Annotated in this window: 12 protein-coding genes; 7 read left to right on the top strand and 5 right to left on the bottom strand. The window is 66.7% G+C overall.

Annotated elements, in window-relative coordinates; all coding sequences use genetic code 11:
• The first annotated feature begins 16 nt into the window (after positions 1-16).
• Positions 17-775, top strand: coding sequence for a glycosyltransferase family 2 protein (locus M3147_RS04625; protein ID WP_251202308.1), 759 nt, complete (start codon positions 17-19; stop codon positions 773-775).
• The gene (locus tag M3147_RS04620) at positions 772-1,158 is read left to right on the top strand and encodes a DUF2304 domain-containing protein (protein WP_251202307.1); all 387 of its coding nucleotides are present in this window, start codon (positions 772-774) and stop codon (positions 1,156-1,158) included. The genes M3147_RS04625 and M3147_RS04620 overlap by 4 nt, the downstream gene beginning before the upstream one ends.
• Positions 1,159-1,219: 61 nt before the next feature.
• On the opposite strand, the gene M3147_RS04615 is transcribed toward M3147_RS04620, so the two are convergent.
• Positions 1,220-2,104, bottom strand: coding sequence for a glycosyltransferase family 2 protein (locus M3147_RS04615; RefSeq protein ID WP_308201043.1), 885 nt, complete (start codon positions 2,102-2,104; stop codon positions 1,220-1,222).
• 135 nt (positions 2,105-2,239) lie between these two features.
• On the opposite strand from M3147_RS04615, the gene glf reads away from it, so the two are divergent.
• From glf to M3147_RS04600, 3 genes are all read left to right on the top strand, one after another.
• Positions 2,240-3,394, top strand: coding sequence for a UDP-galactopyranose mutase (gene glf, locus M3147_RS04610; protein WP_251202306.1), 1,155 nt, complete (start codon positions 2,240-2,242; stop codon positions 3,392-3,394).
• Between the two features lie 74 nt (positions 3,395-3,468).
• The gene (locus tag M3147_RS04605; RefSeq protein WP_251202305.1) at positions 3,469-4,911 is read left to right on the top strand and encodes a lipopolysaccharide biosynthesis protein; all 1,443 of its coding nucleotides are present in this window, start codon (positions 3,469-3,471) and stop codon (positions 4,909-4,911) included.
• Positions 4,912-4,955: 44 nt separating this feature from the next.
• Positions 4,956-5,921, top strand: coding sequence for an ABC transporter substrate-binding protein (locus M3147_RS04600; protein WP_251202304.1), 966 nt, complete (start codon positions 4,956-4,958; stop codon positions 5,919-5,921).
• Between the two features lie 80 nt (positions 5,922-6,001).
• Here the strand turns inward: M3147_RS04600 and M3147_RS04595 are convergent, their stop codons facing one another.
• Both M3147_RS04595 and M3147_RS04590 read right to left on the bottom strand, forming a co-directional pair.
• Positions 6,002-7,795 (bottom strand): LGFP repeat-containing protein, encoded by a 1,794-nt coding sequence (locus M3147_RS04595; protein WP_251202303.1) that lies wholly within the window; start codon positions 7,793-7,795, stop codon positions 6,002-6,004.
• A 107-nt stretch (positions 7,796-7,902) separates the two neighbouring features.
• Positions 7,903-9,954 (bottom strand): DUF6541 family protein, encoded by a 2,052-nt coding sequence (locus M3147_RS04590; protein WP_251202302.1) that lies wholly within the window; start codon positions 9,952-9,954, stop codon positions 7,903-7,905.
• A gap of 164 nt (positions 9,955-10,118) precedes the next feature.
• Here M3147_RS04590 and M3147_RS04585 point away from each other — a divergent pair, with 164 nt between their 5' ends.
• Entirely contained in the window at positions 10,119-11,102 is a 984-nt protein-coding gene (locus M3147_RS04585; RefSeq protein ID WP_251202301.1) for a glycosyltransferase family 2 protein, read from the top strand.
• A 103-nt stretch (positions 11,103-11,205) separates the two neighbouring features.
• A complete protein-coding gene (locus M3147_RS04580) occupies positions 11,206-13,425 on the top strand; it encodes an acyltransferase family protein (RefSeq protein WP_285873360.1) in 2,220 nt (739 codons plus the stop codon).
• Positions 13,426-13,563: 138 nt separating this feature from the next.
• On the opposite strand, the gene M3147_RS04575 is transcribed toward M3147_RS04580, so the two are convergent.
• Both M3147_RS04575 and M3147_RS04570 read right to left on the bottom strand, forming a co-directional pair.
• Positions 13,564-14,388, bottom strand: a complete 825-nt coding sequence (locus M3147_RS04575) for a glycosyltransferase (RefSeq protein ID WP_251202299.1) — start codon at positions 14,386-14,388, stop codon at positions 13,564-13,566.
• Positions 14,385-15,335 (bottom strand): glycosyltransferase, encoded by a 951-nt coding sequence (locus tag M3147_RS04570; RefSeq protein ID WP_251202298.1) that lies wholly within the window; start codon positions 15,333-15,335, stop codon positions 14,385-14,387. The genes M3147_RS04575 and M3147_RS04570 overlap by 4 nt, the downstream gene beginning before the upstream one ends.
• Positions 15,336-15,357: the final 22 nt, after the last annotated feature.

Genomic DNA, 15,357 nt, shown 5'->3' with positions numbered 1-15,357 from the left:
AACTAGAATCGAGCCCATGCCCTCGCCACTCGCCAAGACTTTGATCGTGATGCCGGCGCTCAACGAGGAGGAGTCCGTCGCCGCGGTGATCGCCGAGGCGTACGAGAAGCTTCCGGGTGTCAGCATCCTCGTGGTCGACGACGGCTCGTCCGACGCCACCGCGGAGGTGGCGAGGTCGGCGGGCGCGATCGTAGCGATGCTGCCGTTCAACCTCGGCGTCGGCGGGGCGATGCGAGTGGGCTTCAACTACGCCCTCCAGCACGGCTTCGACAACGTGGTCCAGGTCGACTCCGACGGGCAGCACGATCCGGCCGGGGTCGAGGCACTGGTGGCCGAACTCGCAGAGGCGGACGTCGTGCTCGGCGCTCGATTCGCCGGCGAGGGCGACTACGAGGTCCGCGGGCCGCGCAAGTGGGCGATGCTGGTCCTGTCGACGATTCTGAGCCGCATCGCGAAGACCAAGCTCACCGACACGACGTCGGGATTCCGCGCGAGCGGCCCCCGCGCCGTTCGCCTCTTCTCCGACCACTACCCCTCGGAGTACCTCGGTGACACGATCGAATCGCTCGTGATCGCCGCCCGGTCCGGCTGCACGATCCGACAGGTGCCGGTGGCGATGCGACCGCGAGCCGGCGGGACTCCGTCGCACAACCCGCTGAAAGCGGCGAAGTACCTGGGGCGTGCGACGATCGCCCTCGTCTTCGCGCTGATCCGCCCCCCGATCCCCCTTCGCGAGGTCAACGTCTCCCGTGAAGCGAATGTGAGCGCCGAATGAGTATCGCCAGTTACATCCTCGGGATCGTCGCCGCGCTCCTCGTCCTTCTGGTGGTCGTGGAGATGCTCCGTCGACGCCACCTCCGCGAACGCCACGCGACCTGGTGGCTCGTGGCTGGCGTCCTCGCGCTGATCGTCGGAGTGTTCCCCGGCACCCTCGAGTGGGCCGCGGGACTCGTGGGGATCACCGTGCCGACGAACCTCGCGTTCTTCGTGAGCCTGGCGATCCTGTTCCTCGTCTGCCTCCAGCACGCCTCGGAGCTCACCAAGCTCGAGTCGGAGGCGCAGACCCTCGCTCAGGATGTCGCGCTCCTCGCGGTGCGCGTGGAGGAGCTCGAAAGGTCCGCGGAAGCTGAGCACGGCGCCGATTCCGCATCGCGCTGAGCGCTGACGCGAATCGGGCCCCCGCACCACTGGTGAGGGGGCCCGGTCGTTGGAATCGGTGTCAGCCGAAGACGTGACGAGCGAGGGTACCGAGCGAATCGAACTTGCCCTTCCCGACCGCCTTGGCCATGAGCGTCACCGCATTGAGCCGAGACGTCCAGTGGTTGCGGGCTGCGCGGGCGCTTCGCTTCCACCCGAGCCCGCCGAAGCGGTCGGCCTGCCACTCGAAGAAGCGACGCTCCTCGTCGAAACGCGAACCGTCGAGCGCCTTCACCGACGAGTCCGAGGCGGAGTGCCGCCGGTATCGGAAGGAGATCTCCGGGTCGACGACCATCGTGCCGTTCTCGGCCGCGATGTCGAGCAGGAGCGCGAGGTCCTGCACGACGTCGTACCCCTGGCGGAAGCCGATCCGCTTCACGGTGGCGGAGCGCCAGGCGAGCGACGGGAAGTAGGCCCAGTCCGCGCGGATGAGCGAGGTCGCCATGTCCTCGCCCTGCAGCACAATAGGGACCTTCGTCTTCGGTGCGTACCAGGACTTCACCCGGTCGGGGAGCGGATTGCTGAACTCGCCGTGTTCGTCGATGGTCCGGACTCCCGGCTGCACGACATCGGCGTCGGGGAACGAGGCGAACGCGCGCATGACGACCTCGAGGAAGTTCGACTCCATCACGTCGTCCGCACCCATCATGACGAAGTACTCCGCCTCGACGAGGTCCACCGCCTTGCGATAGTTGCCGTTGGCTCCGAGGTTCTGCTCGTTCCGCTGGTAGCTCACGCGCTCGTCGGTGAGCTCACCGAACCAGCGGGCCGGCTCCGGGTCGGGGTAGCCGTCGTCGATGACGACGAGGCGCCAGTCACGGAACGATTGCTCGAGCACGCTGTTGATCGCCGCCTTCATGAGGTCGACGTCCCCGTAGTAGGGGAACATGATGTCAATGGCGGCCAAGCGCACACCCTCTCCTGATCCTGGACACAGTCAGCCGCCAATGATACCCGAGAAGCCGGGTCCGTCCGTTCGGTTCCCGGCGGCTAGAGTGGTACGGCGGACCGCGCGGGTCCCGGTCGAAGGAGGAACAGAGTTATGTCGGACGCCGACCTCATCGTCGTCGGATCGGGCTTCTTCGGCCTGACCATCGCGGAGCGCGTAGCCAATGAACTCGGCCAGCGCGTTCTGGTGATCGATCGACGCGACCACATCGGCGGGAACGCCTTCAGTGCACCGGAGCCGGTCACCGGGATCGAGGTCCACCAGTACGGAGCGCACCTCTTCCACACCTCGAACGAGACGGTGTGGGAGTACGTGAACCGATTCACGCGGTTCACCGACTACGAGCACCGCGTCTACTCGAACTTCCGTGGCGAGGTGTACCCACTGCCCATCAACCTCGGCACGATCAACCAGTTCTTCCGAAAGGCGCTCGGCCCGGACGGTGCGCGAGCGCTCGTCGCCGAGCAGGCCGGCGAGTTCGACACGAAGACCGCGAAGAACCTCGAAGAGAAGGCGATCTCGCTCATCGGGCGCCCGCTTTACGAAGCGTTCATCCGCGACTACACGGCGAAGCAATGGCAGACCCCGACGACGGAGCTGCCGGCCGAGGTGATCAGCCGCCTCCCGGTGCGCTACACCTACGACAACCGGTACTTCAACGACACGCACGAGGGACTGCCGGTCGACGGCTACACGGCGTGGCTCGAGCGCATGGCCGACCACCCACTGATCGAGGTCCGGCTCAGCACCGACTTCTTCGACGAGAGCCAGCCGATCAACAAGCGGGCTATCGTCGGCCAGGTCCCCGTCGTCTACACGGGACCGGTCGATCGATACTTCGACTACACGGAGGGCGAGCTCTCCTGGCGCACCCTCGACTTCGAGCAGGAGGTCCTGCCGGTCGGCGACTTCCAGGGAACCAGCGTCATGAACTACGCCGACGCTGAGGTGCCGTACACGCGGATCCACGAGTTCCGGCACTTCCACCCGGAGCGGGAGTACCCGACCGACAAGACCGTCATCATGAAGGAGTTCTCGCGCTTCGCCGAGCGCGGGGACGAGCCGTACTACCCGGTCAACACGCCCGCCGATCGCGAACGCCTGCTCAAGTACCGCGACCTTCGCGAGGCGGAGCCGAAGGTCATCTTCGGCGGTCGACTGGGCACCTATCAGTACCTCGACATGCACATGGCGATCGGGTCGGCGCTCTCGACCTTCGAGAACAAGATCGCGCCGGAGTTCCGCTGAACCGCGACTCCGACGCCGGATCCGATGCGCCCGAGGGCGTGGCGGCTCCGGCGGGCGACGAGCATTCGAGCCCCGTGGTCCACGGGACCACGGGGCAGCGCCTGCTCTACCTGATCGCCGCGGTAGCTCAAGGCGGAAGTGCCGTCCTCGTCCAACCGTTCGCGATTCGGATCCTCGATCCGGAGCAATGGGGCCAGGTCAGCCTGATGCTCTCGCTCTGCGCCGTGAGCCTTGTGGCAGTGACCGCTGGATTCCCGACGATCATCGGCTCGATCTACTTCGATCCGGAAAACGGGCGTGCGAAGGCGCGCTCCTTGAACGCTTTCGGCATGCTGACGAGTCTCGGGACGGCGACGCTGGCCGGGGTCGTCTACACCACGATCGCCCTGTCCACCGGCGCCTTCGACGTTTCCACATTGCTGTTGATCGCACTCGCGACGATCGCCCTCCAGGCCGTTTGCCAAACTGCCCTCGCTTTCCTTCGCTCCAGTCAGCGCGCCGTCGCATACGTCATCGTCCTCGTGCTCGCAACGGCACTCGGCCACGTCGCGGGGCTCCTGGCAATCGTGCTCTTCGAGGCGACCGCGGTCGTCTATCTCGCCGCATACGCGAGCTGCGCCCTCGTCGCTGCGCTCATCGCCGTGGCGCTGTCGAAACCGTCGCCGCCCTTCCGGTACCCCGCCGCGCTGAAGCACGCGGTTCTGTTGGCTCTGCCCGCCCTTCCGCACAGCGTCGCGTTCATCGCGCTGCAGCAGGGAGAAGCGCTGCTGATCAATGCCTTTCAGGGGCCCGGGCCGACTGGACGATACAACGCGGTGATGCCCTTCGCCCTTGGAGCGATCGCGATCGCGATCGCTCTGAGCAACGTCTGGCAGGTCACGCTGCTCTCGCTGCGGGGGCGCGACGAGGAAGGGCACGGTGCAGCGACGCAACGCGAAGCGTACTTCATGGCCTTTCTCCTCACTCTCGCGGGGACCGGTTCAGCCGTCATCGGTACCTACATCCTCGTCAACGGACCGGACGCTGAGCTCTTCGCCCTCGCGAAGGTGCTTCCGTTCGTGGTCTATGGCTACATTGCGTTCACCGTCGCTCAGACTCAACTCTTCGCTGTACACCGCACCCGCTCCCTGGCGGTAATCACGCCGCTCGTGGCTGCAATCGCGCTCGGGATCGCAATCTATCCCGCGTCGATCGGGGCATTGTTTCCGATCGGTGTCATCAAGGTGCTCGCGTTCCTCGTTCTCGGATTGCTCTACGTCTGGGTCGCACGGCGAGTTCAGCGTGACCTGATCGCCTTGAAGCCGCTCTTCGGCTGGATGGGGCTCGCCGCTGCCGCCACGTGCATCTCACTCATGTTGCCGAACGATCCACTGACGGGAACAGTGACGTTGGTCGTCAGCCTCATGGTGGCCGCCGCGCTGGGCTACTGGTTCTTGCGCCGCCGCCGTTCAGCGAAGCCCGAGGCTCCCGGTCGTACAATCGACCGGATATCCCCCGACCTGCCCCCGAACGATTGATCGATGAGGTTTCCTGTATGGAGAGATTGAACCGTCGAGCCTTCTTGAGCATCGCGGCCGCATCAGTGCTGCTCGGGGGCGCCGGGTGCACGTCTGCCTCTCGCGGATCACGCCCCGCTATCGCCGGATATCCCGTGACGATCGCCCACCGGTTCGGTGAGACAACGATCCCCCGCTCCCCCAAGCGGGTCGCGTGCATCGGTTACGCGTCCCACGACACGTGCATCGCGTTCGGCGTTCTGCCCGTCGCGATGAGCGGCAATCTGGTGGACGGCAGCAAGACCCCGTGGTTCACGGCAGAGCTGAACCGGCGAGTACTGCCGACCCCGACGAAGTACGACCCTGACGAGGGCTTTCCGATCCGTGAGATCGAGGATGCGCGACCCGACCTCATTCTCGCGGTCAACTCGACCATCAACGAGTCGCAGTACGAGCAGCTCACCGAACTCGCGCCGGTCGTCGCTCCCCCCGGGCCGAATGAGACGGACTGGCGTACCACGACACGAATCGTCGCCGAAGCTCTCGCCGTCGAAGACGGAGGCGACCAGGTGATCCGCACGACGGAGAAGCGGATCAGCAAGGTCAGAGCGTCGTACGCTTCGCTCGACGGCCTTGCGGGGGTGTTCGCAGATGCTCGATCCGTGGTCGGGGCAGACCTCAAGGTGTACGGCGCATCCACGAATCCGGCACTCATCCTCAAGGAGTACGGTCTCGCTCCGAGCGCTGCGCTCGAGGCGGCCGACATCCCATCCGAAGGAACGAAGTTCGAAGCAGCAGCTGACCTCGATCTGAGCGACCGCGACTTGCTGCTCCTGACCGCTCCCACCAAGGAAGTACGCTCGCTGCGGGACTCGGCGCTGGGATCAGCTCGCCGTTCGGTGGTGCTCGACCGTGGCGCCGAAGGGTACGCTCTGATCGAGGCCTCGCCACTGAGCGTCCGTTGGGCGGCCGAGCCGGTGATCGCCGAACTCGCACGAGCGGCCTTCGAGCTCGACGGACGGCGGAGTTAACCGGATCCTCTGGGACACGAATCGGCCCCGGCTCAGCGGTACTCCGCTTGGCCGGGGCCGATTCCGCGTGTGCATCCGCGTCAGTTCACGACGATCTCCACTTTCGCGGAGGTCCAGATAATCCTCCCTGCCTGGAACTCCTGAACGACCTTGCCGTTGTCGACCCGCTCGCTGGAGATCGGAAGACCGAGTTTCCCGCTCAGACCGCCCTGGCCGATCCATGCAGCGTGGATTCCGCCCCAGACCGGAACTGCTTTCGCCTGACCAGCCTTGACGATGACGCCGCCCTGGAACCGTTGCGTGCAGATCTCGCCCTTGCACTCGGCGGATGCAGTGGGGTAGAGAAGAGGGCTGGCCTCGGCTTTCACCCCGGCCCAGATGGAGGCGAACTCCCCGGATACGTCCCACGCGCCAACGGCGGGCGTCCACGACATGATGCCCTTCTCGAACGTCTGGGTGCAACCGCCCTGCGCGAGCCCACATCGTTCGCCACCGGTGGGGTAGCCGAACTGACCCGCCTCGTACCCGGTGCCGCCCCAGCGTGCACGGATGGCGCCCTTCGTCTCCCACGCACCTGTCGTGCCCTTCCAGGAGACAACGCCTCCCTGGAAGACCTGGTAGCACCCTCCGTCAGGCAGGGTGCAGCTCTCTCCGGAGACCGGATACCCGAGCGTGCCACGTTCGAAGCCCAGCACGTTCCACCGAGCACGGATCGCGCCGTGGGTGTCCCAGGCACCAATGCCCGGAACCCAGTTGATGGCGCCATTCTCGTACATCTGATAGCACGATCCGTCCGGAGCCGCGCATATCTCGTCGCTCACCGGGAACCCGAGTGGGCTACGTTCGAAGTCGATCGCCTTCCAACGATCGCGGATCGCACCCCAAGTCGGCCAGGCGCCGGCCTTCGCGGTCCAGGTGATGACGCCGTTCTGGAAGCCCTGGTAGCACCCGTTGTCCTTGATGCCGCAGATCTCCGGACCGAGCGGCGAACCGAGCTTCCCCCGGAAGCCGCCGAGCGCGTCGTACTTGACACCGATGGCACCACGCGTGAGCGCCGCGTTCGGGTCGCCGAACCAATCACTATAGAACCCGTAGAAGTTCCGATTCCCATAGCTCGAGCAGGCGTTGCCCGTGCCGTAGCCGGCAGCCAGCGCTGCGTCATTCGGGGTGTATGGCGTGTAGTAGTAGAGCGCTGCAGTCGCCTTGTTCTCGATGTACACCGATTTCGTGCCACAACCCGTATTCGGGTGGTACTGGATCTGACTCGTCCGTCCGACTGGGAACCAGGAGAAGGTGGACGAGATCCCGTACCGCTTCAACTGACGAACACCGTTGTACACCTGGTTGAAGAAGCCGTAGTACTGCGAATCGCAGTTCGCCGACCCGCCCGGGCCGCTGTCCGGACACGCGTAGCCCATCGAGGCTTTCCAAGCCCAAGACGACGAGGTGGTGTCGGTTCTCGTGACGAGCGTCTGCTCCTTCTCGAGCATGACGAGAACTACCTTCGGGCTGATCCCGCAGGCGAGCGAGACCTTCGCGATGATTTGCGCGGCCGTCTCTGTACCGGCACTGCGATATGGGCCGCACGCCTCATCGGCAGCTCGTGAGCTCGTGACCTGCCGATAGTCCCGAAGACACTGACGTCCAGGTGGGCAGTACGGGACCTTCTGCTCGAGGAACGCCTGGATCTGCCCCTCGTTCATAGCCGCGCCGTTGTAAAACTGATCGTCCGAGATGATCCGTCCCGCACGGAATCCCGAGTAGTCGACTGCTTCAGCCGACTGCCCGACGCCGGCCCCGATCGCGCTGAACCCGACGGCCAGCAGACTCCCGATTACCACCGCGACGATACCCCGCCGCAACCCACGAAACATGTGGCCCCCTTACACCGGTTTCCCAGCCTAGGTGCGCGAGCACGCCAGGCAACGACGCCACGCTGCTCGCGCGGCGGCACGCGCGAATTCTCCCGATGAGATCGAGACTAGTCGCAGGCAGTCGTGCGCACGAGTCGTGCATCGCCGACTTGAGCCAGGACTTCCACGTCTGGGGCGAGTCCGCTGCTCAGCGAGTCGACGCCACGGAACTCATCCTCGTCGGCTGGGATGACAAGTTCGGTGCCGAAGTCCAGCGCCCAGTATGCGTTGTACTCCTCGATGATCGGACAGACGTCCCCGCGGAACGCAGCTTCGTCCCAATGGCGGAGGAGGATCAGCTCGTCGGCGCTTCGTTCTCCGAACACGTGCGGCGCCACGGTCGAGCGGTCTCCGAGCGCATAGACATACGCTGCACCCGTGAGTGGGTTGCCGACGATCATTCCGTCCTCTGGTACGTAGTCGGCAACCTCCCGGATCAAGGCGAGCTCGTCCGGAGTGACGAGTCGGGAGTCCGCGTCGAGCGCGAAGGAGTTGGCGATTCGTTTCTGGATCCCAGCGAGAGCCCCGCCCTGCGTCGCAACGACCATGAGCGCGACGCACACGAGCACGACGGTCGCCCCCATCCATCCAGCGTTCCCGGCGATGGCCCGCCGACGGCGGATCCACCCGGTTACCCGGCGCCGTAGGAAGTCGAGCGCAAAGAGTACGCCGATCACGACGACCGGAAGCGTCGTGACCGGGAGCAACGCAGCGAGCCGGAATGGGTCGTTGTACCACACGCCGACCATGAACGTTCGGAGCGCCCCGGATCCCCAGCCCGCCGCGAACACGTACAGGGTGCCAGCGATCGCATAGCACGCGATGAGCCACCATCGCGACGGAAGCCACCGCACGATTGCATACAGCCCGAGGATCGTGCCGAACAGATAGACCCAGGCCGTGATCGCACCGATCGGCGACGCGGCAGCGACCTCGCCGATCGCGCCGGAAGTCGTCTGGGTGGCGCCCCAGGGAGCAGCACCGAGGTTCGGACGCACCTTGAGCCACACGATGAGGAAAACGATCAGATAGACGGGCACGGCGATGGTCCAGAACGTCCTGACCGCCCGCCGCTGAGGCCCCGGCGAGGAGCGCCACGCGAGCAGCAGCCTCGCCAGCAGGAGGGGAATCGTAAGCGCCATGACTGCGATCACCGCACTCGGGTGCGTCAGCATGAACCCCGGCAGGATCGCGATGAATGCGAGGATCGGGGCGATCCAGGAGCGCGACCGCTGAGCTGAGAGCCGGAGGAGCTCGATCACGAGCCCGAGCGCGACCGGAGCGATCACCATCGCGGCCATCAGCGGGTACAGTACGCCGAATCCGATCAGCAGGTACGGCGAGCCGCTCAGTCCGGCGCTGAGCGCTCCCGCGACGAGCAGGGGAAGGGGCCGGTACCCCACGACTCGGGCGACGAGGAACATGCAGGCGAGCGGCCAGGCCACGGCCGCGATGACAAGCACCGAGGCGTTCATCGCCACCGCCGCGTCGACGCCGGCGAGCTGTTCCACGATCGCCACGACGTCATGCATGGCAGCCGGGTAAAACGCGCGCGATGCCTCAGTCAGGTTGCCGAGAGTCAACGACGATCCGGACTGCGTCACGGCGATGTGATGGACCGCGTTGAGATGGAAGATGTTGTCGAACGTCTGGGAAAAGTTCTCGGGTTGCCCGAAGCCGAGCACGAGCCGGCGCGCGATCAACGCTGCCCCGATCGTCCAACCGAGCACTGGCAGAGCGCCCCGCCAGCGTCCGAACCCGCTGCGCGGGAGGCGCCCCTCGGCGGCGAGCCCGCCGCGTGTGACGTCCCGCACCGCCCACGGCCACCAACCGGAGCGGTGGGGTTCCATCCGTCCCGCTGCACGGACCAGGAGCAGGCGGGCGAGCAGCGCGACCGCTGCCGCGATGATGGCACCGCCGACGAAGGTCGGCGCGGAGAATGGCAGACGGAGGAAGGGTGCAAGGACAGCTACGACACCGCCAACGGTGAACGTCACCGGCATGGCCAGTGCGAGGAGGTTCAGACGGCGCACTCCTGCCGCGGCGAGCACCAGACCGCCGGGCACGAGGAGCACCGCTGCCGCGAGTAGGACCACGGGGAGCATCTGCCACCAGCTCATCGGTTGAACGATCTCCTCTGCTCGACGCTCTCACCCGCGCGCACGGCGGCGCGATGACCTGTACATCGTAGTGCCCGCCGTCTCGGAGTCCGCCGAGCTTCGAAGGCTAGGCTTGACTGCGCGATCGTCGTCCCAGAAACCCGACGGTGCGAATGGAGGACGCAGTGCGGGTCAGCGTGATCACCCCGATGTTCAACGCTGTCGGAACCATCGAAGCGCTCGTCGACAGTATCCTCGCGCAGGACGAGACGAGCTGGGAGCTCATCGTGGTGGATGACCGCTCGACCGACGACAGTGTCGCCGTCGTGCGCCGCCTCGCGGCTCGCCGACCGGATGCCACGATCGTCGTCGTCGAGTCGGAGATCAATGGCGGCCCGAGTGCTGCCAGAAATCTCGGTCTGGACCAGGCAGTCGGGGAGTTCGTCGTCTTCGTCGATGCCGACGACGAGCTTCCGCCGAACGCACTCTCCGCACTCTTGGCCGCCGTGGACAGCGGTACTGATGTCGTGGTCGGAGCCCACGCGGTGCGAACCCCCGACGGCCGACTCGACCCCAGGCCGGACCGGCTCCATGGGCTGGTCGGCGGTGCCGACGCAGCGAACGCCTCCTTGCAGGGGCTGCTGTGGAACTTTCTGCACGGCAAGCTCTATCGCCGCACCTTGTTCGCCGAGCTACGATTCCCCGAGCAAATCCGACGATACGAAGATCTCGTGCTGAACACCGTGGTGTATGCGCAATGCTCCCAGATCCGCTACCTCGAAGAGGTCGTGTATGTCTATGCAGTGCGGCGGGATTCGCTGACCTGGAGTCAAACACCTACCCCTGGGATCGTCACGACACCGTACGACGCGCTCCGCGCTCGGCTCGGGAGCGACCCGCGGTTCCCGCCAGTATCGTGGGCAGCTCTTCGCACCTTTCTCGCCGTGATGACACTGTCGGGGGGGATCACGGCTGGCGCCTCGGCCGAGCAGCTGCGACCGATCGCTCTGGCATTCCGCGCCGAGGTCTCGATCCGCGATCTCATCGGGGTAGCTCGGCGCAATCGCACGATGGGCCTCGGCGGCATCCTGATCCGGGTGTCGTTCCCGACCTACCGATGGATGTATCGGCGCCACGTGCGTCGCACCTTCGATCTCAGTACCGGCTAGGGTATGTGGAGTTCCTGTTCATGAGGTACATCTGAGATCAGCTACGGCCTCCGGCTTCTGAGACAGAACGCACAGGGACGCTCCAAATTCTTTCCGCCTGCGGATGCTAACGTATGGGGGCGTTTCTCCGCAGGGACGCGGAGGAAACCAGAGGAGTCGAGTGCAGCAGACGGCAGTCACCGGACGTCGATCGGCGGCGCCCGCGCCCCCTCGCTCGCCATCGAGAGTCCGAGCCGACATTCAAGCCCTCCGGGCACTCGCCGTGATTCTGGTCGTCGTCTCGCATTTCTGGCCCGGACGCCTTCCCGGCGGATACGTCGGAGTCGATGTCTTCTTCGTGATCTCGGGCTTCCTCATCACCAATCACCTCCTCGCGGAACTCGAGTCGACCGGGCGGCTGCAGTTCGCCAGGTTCTACATGCGGCGCGCACGCCGTCTCCTGCCCGCCGCCTTCCTCGTGTCGCTGGTCTCGCTGGCCGGAGTCGTGCTGCTCCTGCCGGCTTCGGCGTGGCGGACCGCCGCGGAGGAGACGGCCGCTGCGGCGGTGTACGTCGAGAACTGGCTCCTCGCCGGCAAGTCGGTCGACTACTCCGCCAACAACGTCGCCGCCTCGACCGTGCAGCACTACTGGTCGCTCTCGGTCGAAGAGCAGTTCTACTTGGTCTGGCCGCTCTTCCTCCTCCTCATCCTCGTGCTCGCGCGGAAGCTCGGGCGGCCGAACCACCGTCGCATGTGGACGATCGGGATCGGCGTCGTGACGCTGCTCTCCTTCGCCTATGCCGTCTACTTCACAGCGGCCGACCGCAGCCCGGCCTACTTCGTCACGACGACCCGCGTCTGGGAGTTCGGCGTCGGCGCGCTCCTCGCCGTGCTGGTCGCGAGGTCCCGCGTCGAGGTCGTGCGCCCGGGGGGCCGGGCAGCGGTCTTCGTGCTCCAGTGGGGTGGACTCGCCGCCGTCATCGCTGCGGCCGTGCTCTTCGACGGCCGGACCGCGTTCCCCGGCCCGATGGCCGCCATCCCGGTGCTCGGCACCGCAGCCGTCATCCTCGCCGGTTCGCTCGCCGCGAGCGCGAGCTCGAGCTGGGTGTTCCGCCCGCGGCCGATCCAGTACCTCGGGGACATCTCCTACTCCCTCTATCTCTGGCATTGGCCGCTGATCCTCCTCGCCCCCTACGTCCTCAGTCGGGTGCCGGGCCTGGTCGACCGCCTGGTGATCCTCGTCATCGCGATCGCCCTCGCCGCACTGACGAAAGCCCTGGTGGAAGATCCCGGACGGAAACGCCTGCTCGCCAAGGCGAGCGGCCGTCGGTTCCTGGCCGTGTTCCTCGCGTCGGTGATCGCGATGCTCGCCGCGAGCGGGGCCGTCCTGCTCGGCAGCCGTGTGGTCCTCGACAACCAGACGGCTCAGATCCAGCAGCTCGCGGAGGGCAGCTGCTTCGGCGCCGAGGCCTTGACGGGGGCCGGATGCGCCGATCCGTACGGCCCTCCGAAGGCCTCCAACATCGGCGAGGACGAAGCGCCGTGGTTCTCCGCAGCGGAGTGCGCCGACGACCCGGACCCGATCATCGTCGACGGCGCCGTGCTGCTCCAGACCTGCGACTTCTCGTCTGGCCGCAGCGATGCGCCGATCGTCTGGCTCGTCGGCGACTCCCATGCCGAGCAGTGGAAGGTGGTCGTCTTCGAGCTCGCCCGGGAGCACGGCTGGATCGTGCGGCAGAGCGTCCAGGGCGGCTGCCCGCTCGCCGAGGCGCCGCGTGTGGCGTTCAATGGACAGCCGGGTGGCGGGCCCGCCATCGAGGAACGCTGCATGGGCTGGTCGGAACAGGTCTCGCAGCGCATCGTCGATGACCGGCCGAACCTCGTGCTCGTCTCGACCTTCGGTGCCGGCGAGACGATCGACGACGGCAGCGGCGCAGACCAGCAGACCCAGTACCGGAACACGCTGCTGCCCCGGGTCTCGGCCTGGGCGGATGCGGCCGGCGCCGTGGTCGCGATCCGTGACACTCCCCTGACGCTCGGCCGGAGCACGCCCGAGTGCCTTCAGCTGAACCGCGACGACCCGCTGGCCTGCGCGAACCCCCGCGCGACCGCGCTCGTCGACGATCCAGTCAGCGCTGCGGTCGCCGCCGACCCACGGGCACGCGTGATCGATCTCAGCGACCAGTTCTGCGATCAAGAGACGTGCTACGCGGCGATCGGAGGGCTCATGGTGTACTTCGACCTGGACCACGTGTCGCGAAGCTACATGAAGTCGCTGATCCCCGTGTTCGAGGCACGCTTGACCCAAGCAGTCGGCGATCTCGGTATGCTCAGCCGTCGGTAGCCGCTGCCACGCACGGGCCCCCGCCCACATCGAGCGTCGACGCGGAGCACGTGTTCCGGGACTGTCGCAGCTCAGGGCCGACGGTCTTCGCCCGGGCATCGAGCGCAAAGCAAGCGTTCTGCCCTCCGCCTCCGAGTATCACCCACCCGCGGCGATGAACCGCCGGTACGCGGAGCGTCGGATCCGTTCGGGGACGAACCGATAGGCGCCTCGGATGCCGAGATTCCGCATCGCCTGCCAGCGCGAGGTGAAGCCGATCGATCGGAGGGCGCGCTGGAGGGCGAGCTCCGAACGCCACTGCTCCCAACCGCCCCGCCGAGTGTAGGCTCCCGCACCGACCCGATACATCAGCAGCGGTTCTGCGAGGTTCTCCACCGCAGCGCCCGTGTGGATCATCCGGGCGAAGAGCCAGTAGTCCTCCATGCGCCCGAGCGGCTGATACCCGCCCGCGCGGACGACTGCCGAACGTCGGTAGACGACGGTCGGGTGGTTGAACGGATCGTGGAACCGCGCATATCGCTCGATCTCGGCGGCGCCCACGCGCGGCACGCGTCGGCCGACGATCAATCCGTCGTCGTCGAGGAACTCGAGCATGCCGGAACCGACCAGGTCCGCGCCGGCTTCGATGACCGGGAGCTGACGTTCGAACCGCTCGGGCAATGAGACGTCGTCCGCATCCATCCGTGCCACGATCTCGTGGGCCGCACGCGCGAGGCCCAGCTCCAGAGCGCGGGCGAGCCCGACGTTCTCGATGAGCACCTCGTGCACCACTGGCACCGCGGCGGTCGCGATCGCCTGTCGGACGGCGCGGTCGAGTTCGGTGCCGATCGGACCATCCTGCACGAGGACGACCTCGCTCGGCGCGCGGGTCTGGTCGCGCACGCTCGAATCGAAGGCACGGGTGAAGTGGGCGGGGTCGTCCGCGGCGTACACCGGCAGCAGCAGGCTGAAGGGCTCGCTCATGGTCGCTCGATCCCCTCGACTGCAGCAGTGACGCGACCGAGGTCCGCGAGCGAGACGATGTTCGGGCGAGGACGGGTCCGCCACCCGTCACGACGCCCCCGCGCCCAGCCGCTCGCGAGCGTGGCGCGATCGTTCGAGCGGCGATAGGTGCGGACCCAACGCCGCACGCTGGACGCTCCATAGACAAGCTTCTCGAGCACCCCGAGGGACCGCGACCACCGCAGCATCCAGAGCTTGTTCCGCACCTCGTAGTAGAAGCGTTCGCCCGGGTCGGTATCGGTGGAGCCGAGCGCCTTCGTCTTGTGGACGACCACCGACGCCGGCACATGGATCCCGCGTCGCCCGCGAAGCACACGGGTGGAGTACTCGAAGTCGTCGTTCCAGATGAAGTAGTCCGCGATCGGGAGACCGACCAGCCGGGCGACCGGGGCCGAAACGAGCATGGACACGAACGAGGTGCTCCGGATCGCGATCCCCCCGTGGGCCCGCGCCCGCGCCCGCTCGGCCTTCGTGGCGAACGGATTCGTTCGCGGCGAGTTCATGGGGTGCTCGCTGCCGTCCGTCCAGATCACCCGCGATCCCGCGGCGACGTACTCCGTGCCCGCCACCGCAGCGAGAAGCTCCCGCAGCGCGGACGGGCTCGGCACGGTGTCGTCGTCCATGAGCCAGAGCCAGTCCGGGTCCCCCTCAGCGAGCGCGAGCGCCATCCCGGCCGCGAATCCACCGGCGCCGCCGGTATTGCGAGGGAGCTCGACGACGGAGATCAGCGGGCCGAACGTGCGCGCGAGCGCCGCCGACCCGTCAGTGGACGCGTTGTCGATCACCACGACGCGATCGGGGGCGACGTCCTGAGCGAGCAGTGCCGTGAGGGTCTCCGCGAGGAGGTCGCGACGGTTGTAGGCGACGACGACGGCCACCACGCTCGGCATTCGCGCGACGTCTGGCATGCGGTTCACTCACTCCCTCGGA

It is taken from the genome of Agromyces mediolanus, from assembly GCF_023715325.1.
In the GTDB taxonomy this organism is placed as follows: domain Bacteria; phylum Actinomycetota; class Actinomycetes; order Actinomycetales; family Microbacteriaceae; genus Agromyces; species Agromyces mediolanus_A.
This window is presented reverse-complemented; position numbering and strand designations above follow the sequence as displayed.

Bases quoted from the DNA above. Each gene is read 5' to 3' on its own strand.
- M3147_RS04575 (WP_251202299.1), bottom strand. From the start codon at position 14,388: ATGAGCGAGCCCTTCAGCCTGCTGCTGCCGGTGTACGCCGCGGACGAC.
- M3147_RS04620 (WP_251202307.1), top strand. From the start codon at position 772: ATGAGTATCGCCAGTTACATCCTCGGGATCGTCGCCGCGCTCCTCGTC.
- M3147_RS04570 (WP_251202298.1), bottom strand. From the start codon at position 15,335: ATGCCAGACGTCGCGCGAATGCCGAGCGTGGTGGCCGTCGTCGTCGCC.
- glf (WP_251202306.1), top strand. From the start codon at position 2,240: ATGTCGGACGCCGACCTCATCGTCGTCGGATCGGGCTTCTTCGGCCTG.
- M3147_RS04590 (WP_251202302.1), bottom strand. From the start codon at position 9,954: ATGAGCTGGTGGCAGATGCTCCCCGTGGTCCTACTCGCGGCAGCGGTG.
- M3147_RS04625 (WP_251202308.1), top strand. From the start codon at position 17: ATGCCCTCGCCACTCGCCAAGACTTTGATCGTGATGCCGGCGCTCAAC.
- M3147_RS04580 (WP_285873360.1), top strand. From the start codon at position 11,206: ATGCTAACGTATGGGGGCGTTTCTCCGCAGGGACGCGGAGGAAACCAG.
- M3147_RS04595 (WP_251202303.1), bottom strand. From the start codon at position 7,795: ATGTTTCGTGGGTTGCGGCGGGGTATCGTCGCGGTGGTAATCGGGAGT.